Source organism: Flavobacterium undicola, assembly GCF_009909155.2.
Taxonomy (GTDB): domain Bacteria; phylum Bacteroidota; class Bacteroidia; order Flavobacteriales; family Flavobacteriaceae; genus Flavobacterium; species Flavobacterium undicola.
Genome location: NZ_JAAAPM020000030.1, coordinates 1 through 20,660 on the forward strand (window position 1 = coordinate 1; position 20,660 = coordinate 20,660).

At 31.8% G+C, this 20,660-nt stretch carries 17 protein-coding genes; 8 read left to right on the forward strand and 9 right to left on the reverse strand.

The window, feature by feature from the left end:
* The 6 genes from GTZ96_RS15005 to GTZ96_RS15030 all read left to right on the forward strand — a co-directional run.
* On the forward strand, window positions 1-4,962 hold a 4,962-nt coding region (locus tag GTZ96_RS15005), incomplete at its 5' end, for a DUF7507 domain-containing protein (protein WP_181033212.1).
* Window positions 4,963-5,023: 61 nt separating this feature from the next.
* Window positions 5,024-5,935: a PorP/SprF family type IX secretion system membrane protein gene (locus GTZ96_RS15010; RefSeq protein ID WP_161644729.1), complete on the forward strand. Its 912-nt coding sequence runs from the start codon at window positions 5,024-5,026 to the stop codon at window positions 5,933-5,935.
* A gap of 88 nt (window positions 5,936-6,023) precedes the next feature.
* Window positions 6,024-6,683 carry a tetratricopeptide repeat protein gene (locus GTZ96_RS15015; protein WP_161644730.1) on the forward strand — a complete coding sequence of 220 codons (660 nt, stop codon included), beginning with the start codon at window positions 6,024-6,026 and terminating at the stop codon, window positions 6,681-6,683.
* Window positions 6,684-6,710: 27 nt separating this feature from the next.
* Complete coding sequence (locus tag GTZ96_RS15020) at window positions 6,711-7,106, forward strand: tetratricopeptide repeat protein (RefSeq protein ID WP_235973003.1); 396 nt, start codon at window positions 6,711-6,713, stop codon at window positions 7,104-7,106.
* Between the two features lie 30 nt (window positions 7,107-7,136).
* Entirely contained in the window at window positions 7,137-9,074 is a 1,938-nt protein-coding gene (locus tag GTZ96_RS15025; RefSeq protein WP_161644731.1) for an OmpA family protein, read from the forward strand.
* Between the two features lie 278 nt (window positions 9,075-9,352).
* On the forward strand, window positions 9,353-9,709 hold the full coding sequence (locus GTZ96_RS15030) for a flagellar motor protein MotB (RefSeq protein ID WP_161644766.1): 357 nt from the start codon (window positions 9,353-9,355) through the stop codon (window positions 9,707-9,709).
* A 352-nt stretch (window positions 9,710-10,061) separates the two neighbouring features.
* Here GTZ96_RS15030 and GTZ96_RS15035 read toward each other — a convergent pair whose 3' ends face one another.
* From GTZ96_RS15035 to pyrR, 7 genes are all read right to left on the reverse strand, one after another.
* Window positions 10,062-10,571 (reverse strand): CAP domain-containing protein, encoded by a 510-nt coding sequence (locus tag GTZ96_RS15035; protein ID WP_161644732.1) that lies wholly within the window; start codon window positions 10,569-10,571, stop codon window positions 10,062-10,064.
* 335 nt (window positions 10,572-10,906) lie between these two features.
* Window positions 10,907-11,410: a CAP domain-containing protein gene (locus GTZ96_RS15040; protein ID WP_161644733.1), complete on the reverse strand. Its 504-nt coding sequence runs from the start codon at window positions 11,408-11,410 to the stop codon at window positions 10,907-10,909.
* 160 nt (window positions 11,411-11,570) lie between these two features.
* A complete protein-coding gene (gene pdxH / locus GTZ96_RS15045; RefSeq protein ID WP_161644734.1) occupies window positions 11,571-12,215 on the reverse strand; it encodes a pyridoxamine 5'-phosphate oxidase in 645 nt (214 codons plus the stop codon).
* A 34-nt stretch (window positions 12,216-12,249) separates the two neighbouring features.
* Window positions 12,250-13,155 (reverse strand): ribonuclease Z, encoded by a 906-nt coding sequence (locus GTZ96_RS15050; RefSeq protein WP_161644735.1) that lies wholly within the window; start codon window positions 13,153-13,155, stop codon window positions 12,250-12,252.
* A gap of 81 nt (window positions 13,156-13,236) precedes the next feature.
* Complete coding sequence (locus GTZ96_RS15055) at window positions 13,237-13,572, reverse strand: ribonuclease Z (protein ID WP_161644736.1); 336 nt, start codon at window positions 13,570-13,572, stop codon at window positions 13,237-13,239.
* 54 nt (window positions 13,573-13,626) lie between these two features.
* On the reverse strand, window positions 13,627-14,553 hold the full coding sequence (locus GTZ96_RS15060) for an aspartate carbamoyltransferase catalytic subunit (protein WP_161644737.1): 927 nt from the start codon (window positions 14,551-14,553) through the stop codon (window positions 13,627-13,629).
* Window positions 14,554-14,606: 53 nt separating this feature from the next.
* Window positions 14,607-15,146 carry a bifunctional pyr operon transcriptional regulator/uracil phosphoribosyltransferase PyrR gene (gene pyrR / locus GTZ96_RS15065; protein WP_161644738.1) on the reverse strand — a complete coding sequence of 180 codons (540 nt, stop codon included), beginning with the start codon at window positions 15,144-15,146 and terminating at the stop codon, window positions 14,607-14,609.
* A 201-nt stretch (window positions 15,147-15,347) separates the two neighbouring features.
* Here pyrR and GTZ96_RS15070 point away from each other — a divergent pair, with 201 nt between their 5' ends.
* Window positions 15,348-15,521 (forward strand): hypothetical protein, encoded by a 174-nt coding sequence (locus GTZ96_RS15070; protein WP_181033213.1) that lies wholly within the window; start codon window positions 15,348-15,350, stop codon window positions 15,519-15,521.
* A 56-nt stretch (window positions 15,522-15,577) separates the two neighbouring features.
* Here GTZ96_RS15070 and GTZ96_RS15075 read toward each other — a convergent pair whose 3' ends face one another.
* Entirely contained in the window at window positions 15,578-17,197 is a 1,620-nt protein-coding gene (locus GTZ96_RS15075) for an ABC-F family ATP-binding cassette domain-containing protein (RefSeq protein WP_161644739.1), read from the reverse strand.
* Between the two features lie 209 nt (window positions 17,198-17,406).
* On the opposite strand from GTZ96_RS15075, the gene GTZ96_RS15080 reads away from it, so the two are divergent.
* Window positions 17,407-18,225, forward strand: a complete 819-nt coding sequence (locus GTZ96_RS15080) for a hypothetical protein (RefSeq protein ID WP_161644740.1) — start codon at window positions 17,407-17,409, stop codon at window positions 18,223-18,225.
* Between the two features lie 397 nt (window positions 18,226-18,622).
* Here the strand turns inward: GTZ96_RS15080 and GTZ96_RS15085 are convergent, their stop codons facing one another.
* Window positions 18,623-20,647 carry a beta-N-acetylhexosaminidase gene (locus tag GTZ96_RS15085; protein ID WP_161644741.1) on the reverse strand — a complete coding sequence of 675 codons (2,025 nt, stop codon included), beginning with the start codon at window positions 20,645-20,647 and terminating at the stop codon, window positions 18,623-18,625.
* Window positions 20,648-20,660: the final 13 nt, after the last annotated feature.

The following is a 20,660-nucleotide window of genomic DNA, read 5'->3' on the forward strand; positions in this document are numbered from 1 at the left end:
ATTACAGGAGGTATAACCGGAGCAAGTGCCGGATCTGGATCAACCATTAATCAGACATTAACCAATCCAAGTAATGCAACGGCGGGAACGGTACAATATTTAGTAACTCCAACTGCAACAACTGGATTATGTGCGGGTGCTGCCTTTACAATTACTGTAACAGTAAATCCAACACCTGTTTTAACCAGTACCTTGACCCCATTAGCGATATGTAGTACAACCACATTTTCTTATTCTGCGACAAGTTCTACAACAGGATCAACTTTTAGCTGGACAAGAGCTGCAGTTCCAGGTATTAGTAATACAGCAGAAAGTGGAACAAACGGAACAATCAGTGAGGTATTAACCAATACCACTTCCAATCCAATAGTTGTTACATACATAGTTACCACTACAGCCAATTCATGTTCTAATTCACAAAACGTAACAGTAACAGTAAATGCTTTACCAACAGTAACAACAGCGGCTACAGCAACAGCAGTTTGTTTCAGTGCAAATGTACAAAGCACAACATTGACATATAATGCAACATCTTCTACGCCGACATCATATAGTATTGTATGGAATTCAAGTCCGACAAATAGTTTTACAGCAGTTACAGATGCAATATTCCCGGAAAGTCCAATATCAATTAATATTCCCGCTGGCACAGCTGCAGGAACATACACGGGAACAATCACTGTGAAAAATGCTAATGGCTGTGTAAGCACTGGTACTACATTTACAGTAACAGTAAATTCATGTTTAGTTTCTTTAGTAAAACAATCTGAATTATTTAATACTGGAAATTGTACAAGTGTAGGTGATAAAATTAAATATACTTTCACTCTAACTAATCTAGGTACTACACCTATTACAAATATTACAATTACTGATCCTTTATTTAATGCTCCTAACCCTATTGTTCCAACAATATTTGTAAGCGGTGATACAAACAGTAATTTAAGTTTAGATACTAATGAAACCTGGGTATATATCGCTAATTATTCAATAACTCAAAAAGATATTGATACAGGAAAAGTTACTAATCAAGCAACTGTAAATGGTTTGGTTTTAGGTAGTGATGCTGTTAATGATTTATCAGGTACAAATTCAACTAATAATAATCCGACTATAACACAATTATGTCAAAATCCTAAAATAGCCATTGTAAAAACAAATGACATTACAGTGGGAGAAAACGGATGTGCAACTATAAAAGTAGGTGACAAAGTAAATTACACCTTTACAGTGACCAACACTGGTAATGTTAGCTTGCATAATGTAGCGGTTAGCGACCCACATCAAGGATTATCTGCAATTGTTCTACAAAGTGGAGATACTAATACTAACAGTATATTAGATGTTACCGAAACTTGGGTTTACAAAGCTAATTATACAGTAACTCAAGCTGATATTGATGCTGGAAATATTACAAACCAAGCTTCTGTGAGCGGTTTTGCTCCTAATGAAACAAAAGTAATTGATCTATCTGGTGGTAGCTCAATTACAAATGAGCCAAATGTGATTCCGATTTGTTCTGATTCTGGAATTGCAATTGTAAAAACAAATGACATTACAGTGGGAGAAAACGGATGTGCCACTATAAAAGTAGGCGACAAAGTAAATTACACCTTTACAGTAACCAACACTGGTAATGTTAGCTTGCATAATGTAGCGGTTAGTGACCCTCATGCTGGCTTATCTGCTATTGCTCTGCAAAGTGGAGATACTAATACTAACAGTATATTAGATGTTACCGAAACTTGGGTTTACAAAGCGGATTACACTGTAAATCAAGCTGATATTGATGCTGGAAATATTACCAATCAAGCTTCTGTGAGCGGTTTTGCTCCTAATGAAACAAAAGTAATTGATCTATCTGGTGGTAGCTCGACTACAAATGAGCCAAATGTGATTCCGATTTGTACTAATCCTGGAATTGCAATTGTAAAAACAAATGATATTACAGTGGGAGAAAATGGATGTGCCTCTATAAAAGTAGGTGACAAAGTAAATTACACCTTTATAGTGACCAACACTGGTAATGTAAGTTTACATAATGTAGCGGTTAGTGACCCTCATGCTGGCTTATCTGCTATTGCTTTACAAAGTGGAGATACTAATACTAACAGTATATTAGATGTTACCGAAACTTGGATTTACAAAGCGAATTACACCGTGACTCAAGCTGATATTGATGCTGGAAATATTACCAATCAAGCTTCTGTGAGCGGTTTTGCTCCTAATGAAACAAAAGTAATTGATCTATCAGGTGGTAGCTCGACTACAAATGAGCCAAATGTGATTCCGATTTGTACTAATCCTGGAATTGCAATTGTAAAAACAAATGACATTACAGTGGGAGAAAACGGATGTGCCACTATAAAAGTAGGTGACAAAGTAAATTACACCTTTACAGTGACCAACACTGGTAATGTAAGCTTACATAATGTAACTGTTGCTGACCCTCATACTGGCTTATCTGCTATTGCTTTACAAAGTGGAGATACTAATACTGACAATATATTAGATGTTAGTGAAACCTGGATTTACAAAGCGGATTACACAGTAACTCAAGCAGATATTGATGCTGGAAATATTACAAACCAAGCTTCTGTGAGTGGTTTTGCTCCTAATGAAACAAAAGTAATCGATCTATCTGGTAATAGCTCGACTACAAATGGGTCAAATGTGATTCCGATTTGTAACAATCCTAGTATTTCTATCACTAAAGATGGAACCTATGTCGATACGAATCAAGATGGTAAAACCAATGTGGGAGATATGGTATCCTATAACTTTGTTATCAAAAACACAGGTAATGTTACTTTGACTAATATAACCGTAACAGATAACAATGCTATTATAAGCGGAGGATCAATTGCAATCCTTGCTGTAGGAGCAACTGATACTACTACTTTTAGCGCTTCACATGCCATTACACAAGATGATATCAACAAAGGATTTGTATACAATTTGGCATTGGCTACTGCCAAAGATCCAAAAAACCAGACCATAACTGATACATCTTCTGACCCTACTCCTTGTACTTCTTGTCCAATTAAAGAAGATTGTCCGGATTGTACCATCACTGTATTAAATCAATCTCCTGGTATTTCTATTACCAAAGACGGAACTTATGTAGATACAAATCATGATGGTATAACAAATGTAGGCGATATGGTATCGTATAACTTTGTTGTCAAAAACACAGGTAATGTTACTTTAACTAATGTAACCGTAACCGATAACAATGCTATTGTAAGCGGTGGATCTATCGCCAGCCTTGCTGTGGGAGCAACTGATGCAACTACTTTTACTGCTTCACATACCATTACACAAGATGATATCAACAAAGGATTTGTATACAATTTGGCATTGGCTACTGCTAAAGATCCAAAAAACCAAAATGTAACAGATACTTCGTCTGACCCTACTCCTTGTACTTCTTGTCCAATTAAAGAAGATTGTCCGGATTGTACCATCACTGTATTAAATCAAACTCCTGGTATTTTAATTACTAAAGACGGAACTTATGTAGATACAAATCAAGATGGTAAAACAAATGTAGGCGATATGGTATCTTATAACTTTGTTATCAAAAACACAGGTAATGTTACTTTAACTAATGTAACCGTAACCGATAATAATGCTATTGTAAGCGGTGGCCCAATTGCAACCCTTGCTCCTGGAGCAACTGATGCAACTACTTTTACTGCTTCACATGCCATTACACAAGATGATATCAACAAAGGAATTGTATACAATTTGGCTTTGGCTACTGCTAAAGATCCTAAAAACCAAAATGTAACAGATACTTCGTCTGACCCTACTCCTTGTACTTCTTGTCCAATTAAAGAAGATTGTCCGGATTGTACCATCACTGTATTGAATCAAACTCCTGGTATTTTAATTACTAAAGACGGAACTTATGTTGATACGAATCAAGATGGTAAAACAAGTGTGGGAGATATGGTATCTTATAACTTTGTTGTCAAAAATACAGGTAATGTTACTTTAACTAATGTAACCGTAACCGATAACAATGCTATTGTAAGCGGTGGACCAATTGCAATCCTAACTGTAGGAGCAACTGATACAACTACATTTACCGCTTCACATACCATTACACAAGATGATATCAACAAAGGATTTGTATACAATTTAGCATTAGCAACTGCTAAAGATCCAAAAAACCAAAATGTAACAGATACTTCTTCTGACCCTACACCATGTACTTCTTGTCCTAAAGATCCGGAGTGTGCAGACTGTACTATTACTGTTTTACCACAAAGCCCAGGACTAAATATAGACAAAACGGCAATTGTTATTAGTCGTGGCACTGAAAGTGAAGTCTACAGCTTTGTTGGTGATGTAATCAATTATACGATAAGCGTAACTAATACAGGTAATGTTACCCTTCATAACATTGTTGTTAAAGATCCATTAACAGGATTAGATACTACAAATGAGCCTTTTAATCTTGCTCCTGGAGAACACAAAGAATTTCAACAAAGTCATACAATAACAGTAAATGATTTAAAAGGAAATAGTATTACCAATGTTGCTACCGCCAATGGATTAACTCCAAATAATACTCCTATTACAACTGAAGATACAGTAATTGTTGAGAAAGCTCAAGTATTAGGATGTGGAACTATATTTGTTCACAATGCTTTCACACCTAATGGTGATGAATTCAACGACAAATTCAAAATTGATAATATTGAGGATACACTTTGTTATCCTGAAAACTCAGTTGAAATTTACAACCGTTGGGGAATACTAGTTTTTGAAACTAAAGGTTATGATAACGGAAATAACGTATTCAAAGGTTATTCTGAAGGAAGAGTTACCGTTGATAAAAACGCTGGATTACCTACTGGAACCTATTTTTATATATTAAAATATACCGCTGTTGGTTTGCAAGGTGAAACTATAGCCAAACAAGAACAAGGATACCTATACCTTTCTAGATAAAAAAACTCAAATCTAATACCAGAGGTTTTAACAAAACCTCTGGTATTTAAAACTAAGTCAAATGAAAACAAAACTACTACTAATCGGTTTGATGTTTACTGTAATAGTAAGTTATGCGCAACAAGATGCACAATTTACACAATACATGTACAACACTATAAATGTAAATCCGGCCTATGCTGGTTCCAGAGGAGCAATGAGTATTTTTGCCTTACACCGTACCCAGTGGGTTGGACTAGACGGAGCACCAACAACTAATGCCATTTCTATTAATACTCCATTTAATAGTAGCAGATTAGGTTTAGGTGTATCAGTCATCAATGATAAAATTGGGCCAACTCATGAAAACACTATTTCTGGAGACTTATCTTATACCATTCCTACTTCTGAAAACGTAAAACTTTCATTTGGTATAAAAGCTACAGCTAACTTATTTGATTTAGATGTTAGTAGATTAACTCCTGAACAACAAGGAGACCCAAAACTACAAGGATTTGATAATAAATTTAGTCCTAACATCGGAGCTGGTATTTATCTTCACTCTAATAAAGCTTATGTTGGCTTTTCAGTACCTAACTTTATAGAATCAAATAGATATGACGATAATGACGTAGCTATTTTCAAAGAAAAAATAAATTATTATTTAATTGCTGGTTATGTGATGGATTTAAATTACAATCTTAAATTCAAACCTGCTTTATTAACTAAAATGGTGCAGGGTGCTCCTTTGCAAGTGGATGTGTCTGGTAATTTTATGTTATATGACAAATTAACTGTAGGGCTTGCCTACCGCTGGAGCGCTTCTTTAAGTGCAATGGTTGGTTTTCAAATTTCAGATGCAATGTATATCGGTTATGGATACGATTTAGAAACTACCAAATTAGAAAATTACAATTCGGGTTCACATGAGATTTTCTTGAGATATGAAATTTTCAAAAACAATAACAAAATTACGACCCCAAGATTCTTCTAAATTCAATTATCATGAAAAAAAAAACATACTCATTTGCATAGCTATAGTAAGTATTTTTTCATGTAATATTTATTCGCAAAAAACAAAATTGACTGTAGCTGAAATAAAAATCAGAGGTACTCAAATAACAGCTCCACCAAGGCCTGAAATAATACCTGATCTTGAAAAAATTGTAGTATCATATAAAGTAGTAGAAAAGATTAACATGCCTTTTGGAGGTCACACCACCACCTATGTGGTTTCAGACTTAAGCTTGGTTAATACAAATTATTTAGGACCAAACAATACCAGAGTTATAACTCTTATTTATGAAAAAAAAAAGATTTATAACAATAAAAAAGTGGCTCTGATTAACTCGTTAAAACCAACTCCAACTCAAAGTAGTTCAAATTCTGACATAAATGTAAATTTAAAAATAATTGAAAAATTAAATGTAATTGAAGATGAAGAATCAAATAATGGAGTTGAATACATTGATATCGTAAAAACCTATGAAAGGGTATACAAAAGAGGATATAAATCTATTGAAATGCTTAAAAGATTAGGTAATGCCTATTACTTTAAAGGAAAACTAGAAAAATCGGCTCAGTTTTATGAAGAACTGTTTGACATGACTACGGATTTAGAAGCTGAATATTATTTTCGATATGCACGCTCTTTAAATTTTATCAATAAAAAAGATAAAGCTGATAAAATGATGGAAAAATACAATCAGAAAACAGAGGCTGAACAGACAATAAAAAATTAAAACACGATGAACTAAAAACCAATTATTATGAAAAGCTACAAACTTGTTTACATGATAATAATAAGTGTTTTTTCATGTACTATTTATTCACAAAAGGAAAAAGTAATTGCGCCTAAAAAAAACTATACAAATTATTCCTCAGTAGATCCTTTAAAAACTTATGAAAGAGTCATCGAAAAAGGCTATAAATCAGCTGATATGTTAAAAAAAATAGGAAATGCATATTACTTTAATGAGGAACTGGATAAAGCTGCTAAATGGTATGGAGAGTTATTTACCATGACTACTATTACTGATTTAGAACCCGAATATTATTTTAGATATGCCCGATCTTTAAAATCTATTAATAAAAATGATGAAGCCGATGAAATGATGAAAATATTCAATCAAAAAACAGAGGTTACTACAGTGAAAAAAAATTAAAAATCTACGATACTCCTAAAAACTAATATTATGAAAAAAAATATACTCCTTTGCATAGCTATAGTAAGTGTTTTTTCATTCAACATTTATTCACAAAAAGCTAATTTGGCATCAGCTGATAAAAAGTATGACAGCTATGCCTATATCAATGCTATAAAAACCTATGAAAGAGTTGTTGAAAAAGGATATAAATCGGCAACTATATTTCAAAAGTTAGGAAATGCTTATTATTTCAACGCCGAATTAGACAAAGCAGCTAAATGGTATGGTGAATTATTTGCAATGACTACCGATTTAGAGCCGGAATATTATTTCCGTTATTCGCAATCCTTACGTTCAATTGGTGAAAATGATAAAGCCAATGAAATGATGAATAAATTCAATCAATTATCAAGCAATGATAATAGAGGACAATTATTCAAAAAAAACGAGAATTATCTTGACGCAATAAAAGAAAATTCAGGAAGGTACAAAATAGAAAATGCCGGTATCAATTCCAAATATTCTGATTATGGAACTACCGTATACAATAACAAAATCTATTTTGCCACAGCTAGAGATACTGGAAGTCTAGGACATAGAAAACATTCATGGACCGACCAATTTTTCACCAATTTGTACACCGCAGATTTAGGTGATGAAATGACACCAGATGCTCCTAAGAAATTTGATCGATCTATTAATACTAAATTTCACGAATCTACACCTGTTTTTACAAAAGATGGTAATACTATGTACTTTACAAGAAATAATTATCTTGAGGGTAAAAAAGGAAAAGATGGAAACAATGTGAATTTAGTAAAAATTTACAAATCTACTTTGGTAGATGGAAAATGGACTAATACAAGCGCATTACCATTTGATAGCGATAGCTACAGTACTGCCCACCCTACACTAAGTCCGGATGAAAAAACATTGTATTTTGCTTCGGATATGCCTGGAACATTAGGACAATCGGATATATTTAAAGTTAAAATAAATGAAGATGGAAGTTTTGGAAATCCTGAAAATTTAGGAAATGTAATAAATACTGCCGGACGCGAAACTTTTCCTTATATAAATGATGAAAAAGAACTCTATTTTGCATCAGATGGGCATCCTGGTTTGGGTGGCTTAGATATATTTGTTTCCAAAATGAATGCCAGCGGCACTTTCAATGAAGTTCAAAATGTGGGAGCTGATGCCAATTCCCCAAAAGATGATTTTGCCTATGTAATTGATACCAAATCCCGAAGAGGTTTCTTGAGTTCCAATAGAGATGGAGGACAGGGATTTGATGATATCTATAAATTTTTAGAAACCAAAAGACTCATTTGTGAGCAGCTATTGTATGGTGAAATAACAGACATCGAAACTAAAATTCTATTACCTGATACAAAATTGAGCTTATATGACAGTCAATATAATCTCGTTAACACTACTACTTCTGATGAAAAAGGAAATTATTCTTTTGCCGTAGAATGCGGAAAAAAATATAGTGTAAGGGCTGAAAAAACAGACTATACAACTATTGAAGAAAAAGTAACAATTGCCAAAGAGAATGGGAAAACTTATTTTCCTTTAGCTCTAGAAAAAGCAAAATGTAAAGTGACCGTGGGTGATGATTTAGGTAAATGTTTTGGTATAAAAAGGATTTATTTTGATTTTGATAAATCTGACATTCGAGTTGAAGCCGCTATAGACCTAGAAAAAATATTAGATGTCATGAACGAATATCCAAAAATGAAACTCGATATACGCTCTCATACTGATAGTCGTGGTTCTTTCAAATACAATGAATCTTTATCTGATAGAAGAGCCAAATCTACTATAGGATGGTTAATTAAAAACGGTGTAAATCCAAATCGATTAGTTGGCAAAGGATATGGTGAAAACCAACTCATTAACCAATGTTCTGATGGAGTAAAATGTACAGAAGAAGAACACCAAATGAATCGAAGAAGTGAATTTATTATTACGGCTCTTTAATTAATCAACTTTTTTAATTTAGAATAGCAACCTAAAAAAAGAGACAATACACTGGTAATAAATACATTACAAATATCAATTGTTTTAATAAAAATTCTGTTAATTATATAAAAAAAAGACTTATTTTATATTAGATGTAAAAATTTCTATTAAATTTATCACTTAATGTTTATATAGAATTTTCTGGAGTCTTTAATCTTTATATAAAAAAACAATAAAAGTATGGTAAAAAATTTATTTAAATTTATTCTATGAAAGTACCCCAAATCTTTTTTTTAATGTTAGTATCTCTATTATCATATAATGGATATACTCAAAATCCAAAGGTATATATAACCGATAGGGTTGGTGAGAATTATGCTTACGTAAATGTTACAAAAACTTACGAAAGAGTGGCTGAAAAAGGATATAAATCAATTGATTTATTTCAAAAGTTAGGAAATGCTTTTTATACCGATTTAAATATGGCAAAAGCCGCTAAATGGTATGGCGAATTATTTGCAATGACTACTGATTTAGATCCTATATATTATAATCAATATGCGAAATCATTATGTGCTATTGGTGAAGATGAAAAAGCAGATTATATTATGGAAAAATTAAAACAAAAATCAAATACTATTAGTAACAAATAATAGTATTATTTTTTCAAACTAATCAAAATCTATTTAAAAAACCATTAAACAGCTGCAAATAATATTGCAGCTGTTTTTTATTGCTTCATATGTAACTAAAAATAAAGTTATAAAAGCGGCGAATCACTATAGCACACTACATTGAAAGCATATGAGTTTGTTTGACTTTTACTAAAGTTACATTACTTTTTAAAATATTATTTCTTTAATCATTTTAATTATTGATTTTTCATATCACTAAAGTTCAAGAATCAAATTCGAGAGTTTTTTAAACCCAAGATAAAACGATTAAAAAATCAAAGAGGCTGTTTCAAAATTGAAACAGCCTCTTTGAAGTAAAACAAAACAATAATTAAATTTTAGCAAAAATATTAGTATAATATTTTTCTCCTGTCACCGAATCCTTTTTTATAGCTATACCAAAATGGGTAAAATTACCAACAATATTTACTTTATGTTTGGGACTATTTAACCATGCATTTAAAGCCGATTTAGGAGAATCATAATTTAGAGCTATATTTTCAGCTACTATTTTTGCTCCTAATACTTTCATTATATTTTCAGAACGAGAAACAAAATCATCATGATTAAAAACCTTATGGTCAATCATGTAAATATCATGTTCCTCAGATTTATAAGAAATATGATTTATTCTTTCTAAACGATTCAGACCTATACTAGCCCGATAATCATTAATTAAATTCAACGTTTCTATTTCAGAAACATTATAGGTGTAATTTACAATAAGTTCTGGTTTAGTTTCAGCACTTAAATTTTCTGCATCAACACTATCAGAAGAACATGAGTTTAACATAAATAAAGCCATAAGTGGCATTATTTTAAGCGATAAATTTAATTTCATACAATTTTAATGGTTTTTTTGGTTTTTTTTGGTGGTATTTTTTTTTGGTCAACCCAAACATACAAGTTTATATAATACATTACCAAAAAAACATAAAATAAAATGTTATTTTAACACTAATTAAATGTTATTAATTATTTTTCTTACGGGATGAAAACAAGCTGAATAATAACAGCTTACATTAATAATTTATTATAAAAAAGGGAAAATCCTATAAAAGAAAAAGAGGTTGAAATTGGGGATTTACAACCTCTTTTATTCTTTAAAAGAGAATACGATTTGGGGAAATATTCTCTTTAGTATTAAATAAAAAACCAAAAAACCAAAAAAATTAATTAAATTTTAGCAAAAATATTAGTGTAATATTTTTTACCTGTTGTTGTATTTTCTCTTATAGAAATTCCAAAATGTGTATAATTACCTTCAATGTTTTGCTTGTGAGCAGGGCTATTCAACCAAGCTGTTAAAGCTGCTTGAGGGCTATTATAATTGTAAGCAATATTTTCACCAACTGTTTTAGCTCCTAACACTTTCATGATATTTTCTGATCTTGAAACAAAACCATCATGACTCACTACGTTGTTATCAATCATATAAAAATCATGTTCTTCTGATTTATAAGAGATATGATTTATTTTCTCTAATGGATTTAAACCAATACTTACACGATAATCATTGATTAATTTCATCGCTTGTAACTCTGCATCACTATAAGTATAATTTTCTACAATTACTGCACTTGTGTTATCTGCTGTTGCTTCTGATGAATCTGAAGAACAAGAATTCATTGTAAATATCACTGTCATTAGTAACATTAACTTGAGTAAATTTACTTTCATAAGCTAGTAGTTTAAGTTTAAAGTTGATTGGGGGCAAACACCTTTAATATTATTTATATGTTCTTTGTTTCTATATCAAACATACAAATATTATCGTTAAACTACATAAAAAAATCGACAAACTACATCTTTTTATTTTTATTAAAATACTTTTCTTACATTAAGGCGATAATCTTTCCACTTTCCATGAATAATCTTTTTGAATTGTATATCTAATTCTATCATGTAGACGATTAGCTCTTCCTTGCCAAAATTCAACTTCAAATGGAACCACTAAATATCCTCCCCAATGTTTGGGTCTTGGAATTAGCATACTTTCAAATTCACTTTCTAATTGTTTCAGATTTTCTTCCAAATAATCACGAGAAGGAATAACCTCGCTTTGATTTGAAACGATAGCACCTAATTTGCTTCCATCAGGTCTGGAATCAAAATAATTATCCGAAATACTTTCAGATGTCTTTTCGGCAATTCCTTTAATGATAACTTGACGTTCTGCTCCATGCCAAAAAAAGGAAAGACAAATTTTAGGATTTTGCTCAATTGCTTTCCCTTTTTCCGAATTATAATTGGTGTAAAAAACAAATCCTTCTTCATTGTATTTTTTCAATAACACAACTCTTGCCTTTGGATACCCATCCAAACCAATTGTCGATACCGTCATTGCATTAATTTCTTCATCTCCGCCAAAGTCTTCTACTTCGTGAAACCAGCGATGAAAGAGATTAATAGGGTCTTCAGGAATATTAGATTCTAATAATTCGCTTTTTTCATACGATTTTCTATAATGACTTAAATCTTCCATTGTATATTTTAATTATAAAAATTAGTATTGATAACTATAAATCAAAGCTAATACCATCATCAGCTAATAAAACATTAGAGAAAACAGTTTCAGCTTCTTCTTTAAACAAATCGATAGTATCGTATCGTGTAGAATAATGTCCTAAAATGAGTTTTTTTACCTGGGCTTTATCAGCAATAGTGGCAGCTTCTATAGCTGTAGAATGCATTGTTTTCGCGGCTAATTTTTCTTCTGATTTTAGGAAAGTAGATTCGTGATACAAAACATCTACTTTTTCTATTAGGGGTATAATAGCTTCATTGTAGGCTGTATCAGAGCAAAAAGCATAACTCTTAGGTTTCTCAGGATCAAATGTCAATTGTTCATTAGGAATGAGAGTTCCATCATCTAAAAGAATATCTTTTCCGTTTTTTATATTCTGAAAATAACATTTCTCGATTTGATACTTCTGAACGGCTTCAACGTTCAATTTTCTTTTATCTATTTTTTCTTCGAATAAAAAACCATTTGTATACACGCGATGTTTTAATGGTATAGTCTTAACCGTCACTTTTTCGTCTTCATAAATCAGCTCACTTTGATTTGATGTCAATTCATGAAAATGCAAACCGAAATTAGGCCAGGAATTAGATAGTCGCAATTGTAATAATATAATTTCTTTAATCCCTTTTGGGCCATAGATAGCTAAATCATTATTTCGATTCAATAAAGAAAAAGTAGAAATCAAACCGATTAAACCATAAAAATGATCTCCATGTAAATGAGAAATGAAAACCTGGTTAATCTTAGAAAATTTAATTTTGTTTTTCCGCAACTGTACCTGTGTACCTTCGCCACAATCAATAAGAAAAAGGCGGTTTTTTATTTCGAGTAGCTGCGAAGTAGGATTGGTTAATGTACGAGGAGTTGCTGCATAACAGCCCAGAATAGTTAATTTCATTTTAGATTGTTAATTTTAGATTTTAGATTGAACAAGTAGTATTTAAGATTTATTCAAAATCTAAAATCTGAACTTTAAAATCTAAAATCCTAAGTCTCTTTCTATTTCCTCCATCTCAATAATATCATGAGCTTCTAATAAAGAGGGAACTACGGTAAATTTTTCAGGTAGCGCATTATAATCAAAATCAGCTACTACTATAACAAATGACTTCTTTGTTTTTTTATGTTTCTTAGACATCGGCAAAAACAACTTCAAATCATTTACAGGCAATTCTTCTTTATACCCTAAAAGGTCAATAATAATGTTATGCTTTTCATAACTTTTATATTGATGAGTAACCTTCATCAAAAAAGAAGTAAAATCACCTTGAGTATCTTTAATTATAACAGTATGTTCTTTTTGATCTACTTTCATAAAATTTTAATTATTTAAGATTACTAAAATCTAAAGTTACTAAGTTTTTTTTACTTACTGAATTTTTGAAGCTAAAAGATAAATAACAGCCATTCGAATAGCTACTCCATTTTCAACCTGGTTCAAAATAACCGATTGCCCGGAATCGGCCACTTCAGATGTTATCTCCACTCCTCTATTGATTGGTCCAGGGTGCATAATTACAATTTCTTTATTTAAAGATTCTAATAATGCTTTATCTACACCATATTGTTGTGCATATTCTCTTGTAGAAGGAAAATAATTTACGTCCATTCTTTCGTTTTGAACACGCAACATATTAGCTACATCACACCATTCTAAAGCTTTTCGCAAATTAGGTTCTACTTTTACACCAAGTGATTCAATATGTTTTGGAATCAATGTTTTAGGACCACAAACCTTTACTTCTGCACCTTGCATTTGCAAAGCATAAATATTAGACAAGGCTACTCTTGAGTGCAAAATATCACCCACAATCACTACTTTTTTTCCGGCTACATCACCTAATTTTTCTCTTATCGAATAACTATCTAATAAAGCCTGTGTAGGATGTTCATGAGCTCCATCACCAGCATTAACAATACTCGCTTTTACATTTTTAGACAAAAAGTAAGCTGCTCCGGGATTAGCATGACGCATAACCACCATATCTACTTTCATCGAAAGAATATTATTTACGGTATCAATAAGAGTCTCTCCTTTTTTAACCGAAGATTGTGCTGCCGAAAAACTAATAACATCAGCTGATAATCGTTTTTGAGCTAATTCAAACGACAATTTGGTTCTTGTACTATTTTCGAAAAAAATATTGGCAATGGTAATATCTCGTAACGAAGGCACTTTCTTAATAGGACGATTAATGACTTCTTTAAAATGATCCGCTGTTTCAAAAATAAGGTCTATATCATTTTTGTTAATATATTTGATACCTAATAAATGATTTACGCTTAACTCTTTCATTCTTTTACGATTATTATTTTATTATAGATGATTTCAGATGATTGATTGTACTTTTAATTAGTAACTAAATATACTGCATCTTCTCCATCATTTTCTTTCCAACTTACTTTTACCTTCTCATTATTAATAGCATCTACTTGTCTTCCTCTGTAATCAGGTTGGATAGGCAAATTGCGACTAAAACGTCTGTCTATCAAAACCAACAATTCTATTTCAGAAGGTCTTCCAAAAGATTGAACCGCAGTTAAAGCTGCTCTAATGCTTCTTCCAGTGTACAACACATCATCAATAAAAATAACTTTTTTATTTTCTACAATAAAGTTTATGTTGGTTTTATTGGCTTCCAATGGTTTTTCGGTTCTTCGAAAATCATCTCTAAAGAAAGTGATATCTAAATAACCTAATTGTATTTCGGGAGTATCATATTCTTTTTCCAACACTTCTTTTAGTCGTTCTGCTAAAAAAGTTCCTCTGGGTTGAATCCCTATTAAAATGGTGTCTTTAAAATCGAGGTGTTTTTCAATTAGCTGACATGCCAAACGATGAAGAATGATATTGACTTCTTTTGAATTAAGTAAAACTTTTTGAGTCATAGTAAAGTGTTATCTTGGGTAATGCAAATATACAAAATCAGACTTATAACCTTAAACAATATCCTAAATTTAAAATTTTAGTTAAAAACTACTCCAATAGTTTGAATAATACAATAAACCAGGGAAATTATATAATACTGATAATTAAGTTATCGAGTATTTTTAACGGAACATAATTAACTAATTTAAAATTTAGAAATCATGCAAAAAACAATGAAAAGAATACTATTGCTCTTAGTCGTTATGTTTACATTTTCAAGCTGTGAAATAATAGGCGATATTTTTAAAGCAGGAATGGGTGTTGGAGTATTTATCGCAATTGCAGTTTTAGCTCTTATAATTTTTCTAATCAGTAAAATGTTTGGAAAAAAATAAATTCAAAAAAAAACTCCAGTACTTTAATTACTGGAGTTTTGTATTTTGTTAATCAATTATAGATTATACATTTTCGCTCTTAATTCTTGAACGCCTTCGTTTTCCAAATATTCATCGAAAGTCATATAGCGATCTATAGCACCATTTGGCGTTAGCTCCACTACTCTATTTCCAACAGTTTGAGCAAATTCGTGGTCATGAGTGGTAAAAATAACAGAACCTTTATAGTTTTTTAAAGAGTTATTGAAAGCTGTAATCGACTCTAAATCCAAGTGATTTGTTGGTTCGTCCAGCATCAAAATATTAGCTCTTTCCATCATCATTCGAGATAACATACAACGTACTTTTTCTCCTCCTGATAACACACGACATGTTTTCAACGCTTCTTCCCCGGAGAAAATCATTTTCCCTAAGAAACTACGAATATTAACTTCATCACGTTCTTCCTCCGTTTTTACCCATTGACGCAACCAATCTACTAAAGAATAATCACTTTCAAAAAAAGAATGATTATCTCCTGGTAAATAAGCTTGATTAGTAGTAACTCCCCAATCAAAAGTACCTGAATCGGCTTTTTGATTTCCGTTCAACACTTCATAAAAAGCAGTTGTAGCACGAGAATCTTTAGAAAACAAAACAATTTTATCCCCTTTAGCCATATTTAAATCAACGCCTTTAAACAAAAGTTCTCCGTCAACAGAAGCACTTAAATTTTGAACATTCAAAATCTGATCTCCCGCTTCACGCTCTTGATCAAAAATAATAGCAGGATAGCGACGGCTTGAAGGTTTAATTTCAGAAATATTCAATTTAGAAATCATTTTTTTACGGGAAGTCGCTTGTTTAGACTTCGCCACATTCGCAGAAAAACGACGGATAAATTCTTCTAATTCTTGTTTCTTTTCTTCTGCTTTTTTGTTTTGTTGTGCACGTTGTTTTGCCGCTAATTGGCTAGACTCGTACCAAAATGTATAGTTTCCAGAATAGTGGTTTATTTTATTATAATCGATATCCGAAATATGAGTACAAACCGCATCCAAGAAGTGACGGTCGTGAGATACTACAATTACCGTATTTTCATAGTTTGCTAAGAAATTCTCTAACCAAGCGATGGTTTCAAAATCCAAATCGTTGGTAGGCTCATCCATAATAAGTAAATCTGGATTTCCAAAAAGTGCTTGTGCCAAAAGGACACGAACTTTAATTTTCCCTTCCAAATCACCCATTAAGGTATAATGATGTTCTTCGTTAATTCCTAAATTCGACAACATTGATGCAGCGTCTGAATCGGCATTCCATCCGTTCATTTCTTCAAATTGAACCTGAAGTTCTCCAATTCTATCGGCATTAGCATCATTATAATCCAAATACAAAGCATCCATTTCGGTTTTTACTTTGTACAAAATTTTATTTCCCATCAAAACGGTTTCCAAAACAGTATGCTCATCAAACATGTTATGATTTTGGTTTAAAACCGACATACGTTTTCCTACTTCTAAATGAACATGTCCTGAAGTTGGATCCATTTCACCAGAAATTATTTTAAGAAAAGTTGATTTTCCAGCACCGTTAGCACCAATCACACCATAGATGTTACCGTGAGTAAAAGTGGTATTTACTTCGTCGAATAAAATTCGCTTGCCAAACTGAACTGATAAATTATTTACTGTTAACATGAATATTTTTTATAAAATTTGCTGCAAAAGTACAAAAAAATAGCTATTTATCAGAATGCTTTCTAAAGTTAGTATTTATATTATTTTGTAGGAATCTTTTAATATATTTGAATAAAAGTAAAGAAATATAAAACTTACTCATAGATATGGCTTTTTAAACAAATCTCTTTTATAAGTATTTAATCAAATTAGTAATAACAACCAACAAAATGAAAAAAATATTTACAATTTTATTAATCGGAATACTTCTAAACTCATGTTCAAATGATGATAATTTAGATTATAAAAACAGTGAATCATTTACAACAAACATGAAAGTAGATTTATCCAATTACAATATTGGATCTGTGAATCCGTTTACTTATTTTCAATTTGAGTATGACAATAAAAAAAGATTAATCAAAAAAACAACCGTTCATCCGATTTCACAAAATGGTAGTATCAACTATATAAACGATGATATATATACATCAATAATATACAAAATCAATAATGTTACTGTTGAAGATTTCTCAACGTCAAACAATTATCCTTACTCAAAAAACACAAATTACTATACACTAAATAACACAAATCAAATTACAATCAGGGAAATTCCTGACATCTATTATAATGAAAGATCTAAAAAAATGTTTTATAAATACACTAATAACAAACTTACAGAAATCACAACAACATATCCAAACAGACCTTACGATGTTAATATACCTTATTACAGTTACATATTAACCTATTCTGAAAAATTTTATTTCGATTCTAATGGAAATCTATCAAAAACAGAATATAACGAGCTACGTAATGGTATAAATATAGGTGAAAAAACAATTAGAACATTTGAAGATTATGATACATCTTTCAATCCTACAAAAAACCTTTTTCTATTGAATGATTATTTTTATCGCTCACTTTCAAAAAACAACTATCGGAAATTTACAGAAAAAACATATTCCTTTAATAGTCTTATACATGATTATTATAGGACTTGGGGATTTACTTATGATAAATCTGGAAATATTATAATAAATTAAAATTCTATAAAAACCTATGAAAATCAAATCTTAAAGTCCAAAAAATATTTCAAATTATTAATACGAAGATTAAATGATACTCTATAAAACAATCAAAATTACGCTATTATCCACTTTAACTTTCTTTGTGGCAAGCTGCAAACAATCTCAAAAGAGTCGGTTCATAATATAAAAACTACATCAGTGAATAAGCAAGGAGATTCTAAAATTCTTTCTTTATTAAACCCCACCTCGCGCGAGCGTCACGCTCGTGCACACGAGTAGAGACTAAAAAAAAACACGATTAAGATACTCGCACTAGTATAAACAAAAAAACTCGTTTATCCTCTCAATAAGATAAACGAGTTCTTCCCTAATACATTTGACAACTTTTTGAAAGTTGTCAAATATGAAACAATTATTGTACTAATTTTTTCAAACTATTATAAACAGCCAATTCCACATCTGCAGAATTTCTAGTATTGATTTGTTCCAATAATGCATTCAACTCCGTTTTATTAATGTTTTGTTTTTGTTCCATTGCCAATAAAAGTTGGTTGGAAACGAGACTTAAATTTTTAGACAGCGGTAAAATAGGCTGGATCAAAGGCGCATTGGCACTAAGACGTATTAAATCTAAATCCATTGTGATCCATTTTTTTAAATAATAGGTAACCAACTTTTGATTAACCAAACTCTTATTTTGCAAGTACAAATTCACAGCTTTATTAAATTCATAAGCATCCGAAGCATCGGCAGTGCAGGCATCCGCAAATAATGTCAATGGAGAAAACATAAAATATTTTTTTCCGCCGCCATTGCGTTTGTACACCTTATAAGGTTCACAAATACTGGTAAAATCATTCAGCGCTTTGGTATCCTGATAATTGCTAATATTTCTCAAAATCACCTCTTTGCTTCTAATATGGGTCAAGCCAATTTCTTCCAATCGAAACGAAATTTGTTTCAACCTTTTGTGCATACTTTCTAAATTGCGAACCGTATCATTAGACCATAATCTTTCGGCAATAGCGGCTGTGCGAGGCCAAATTCTGGAATCAATATTTAAAGGAGTCACTAATTCGCTCCAGATAGTAGCTTCGCCACCCAGAATTCTCGCTTTTTCTTCTTCGGTAAAAACTACATTTTTCGGCATGGGATCATTCAAATAATGAGAATCCACAGGTAACATTAAATCGATATAATACCCATTAGACAAAACAGCTTTGTAACCACTTTTAGCAGCTTTTACTAATGCTCCTGCCGCTTCCATACCTTCATTAGTTCCTTTCCACGCATGAATAATGGCTTCTTTAGACATGTCTTTTGTCATGATTTCCTCCCATCCCATCAATTGTTTTCCGTGCTTTTTCAACATGGGAACTAATCTCATATTGAAATAGGTTTGCAAATCATGATTGGTAGCCAAATTGTTTTTCTTTTTGAATTCCTGAATTTTAGGATTTGCATCCCATTCTTTTCCGTTATTTTCATCGCCTCCAATATGAAAATAAGCAGCAGGAAACAACGGGCAAACTTCATCAAAAATTTCGGCTAATACCTGATAAGTTTTAGAATTGGTTGGGTCTAAAGTAGCATCGTGAACTCCTGATTTTCTTGATACAGCATAAGGAGTTCCGTCCGTTTTACTGCCAATTTCCGGAAAAGCAGTCAATAACGCCGAAGCGTGACCCGGAACATCAATTTCAGGAACCACCATAATTCCTCTTTCATCGGCATATTTTACAATGGTTGCAATTTCTTCCTGCGTATAAAAATCACCATCTGAAGCTAATTCCGTTAGTTTTGGGTGTTTTTTTATTTCGATTCTCCAACCTTGATTATCGGCTAAATGCCAATGAAAAACATTCATTTTCATCGCAGCCATTCCGTCCAAATTTCGTTTAATCACATCTACCGGCTGAAAATGTCTTGATGCATCAATCATCAATCCTCTCCAGACAAACCTGGGTGCATCAGTAACCTCCACCGCAGGAAAATAAAATTCAGTTCCGTTATTTTGAAACAATTGCGATAGCGTTTCTAAAGCATGCAAAGCACCTAAATCGGTTGCGGCGTTTATTGTAATGGTATTCGATAAAACTGATAATTGATAGGTTTCATCTTCCTGCAATCCCACTTTACCTTTGCGCAGACAATTGATTTGCAATTGAGCTTCAGGAAATTCATTGAGTTTTGTTACAAACCCCTGATTAAAAAACAAACCCGTTCTTTCATCTAATCGTCTTAAAAACCGGGTTACTCCTTTTAAAATTCTCGAATCGGGATTTCCTGTACAATTTATTTTAAAATCTTTATTCAGTAAAAAAACAGCCGAAGAAACCGTTACTTTTTGAGGCCAGGGCATCAGATTTAGTTGTTCGTTTTTCACTTGGCCATGAGAAACAAAAACAATCAATAATATAAAAAACAAATTTCTCATAACATCCTCAATT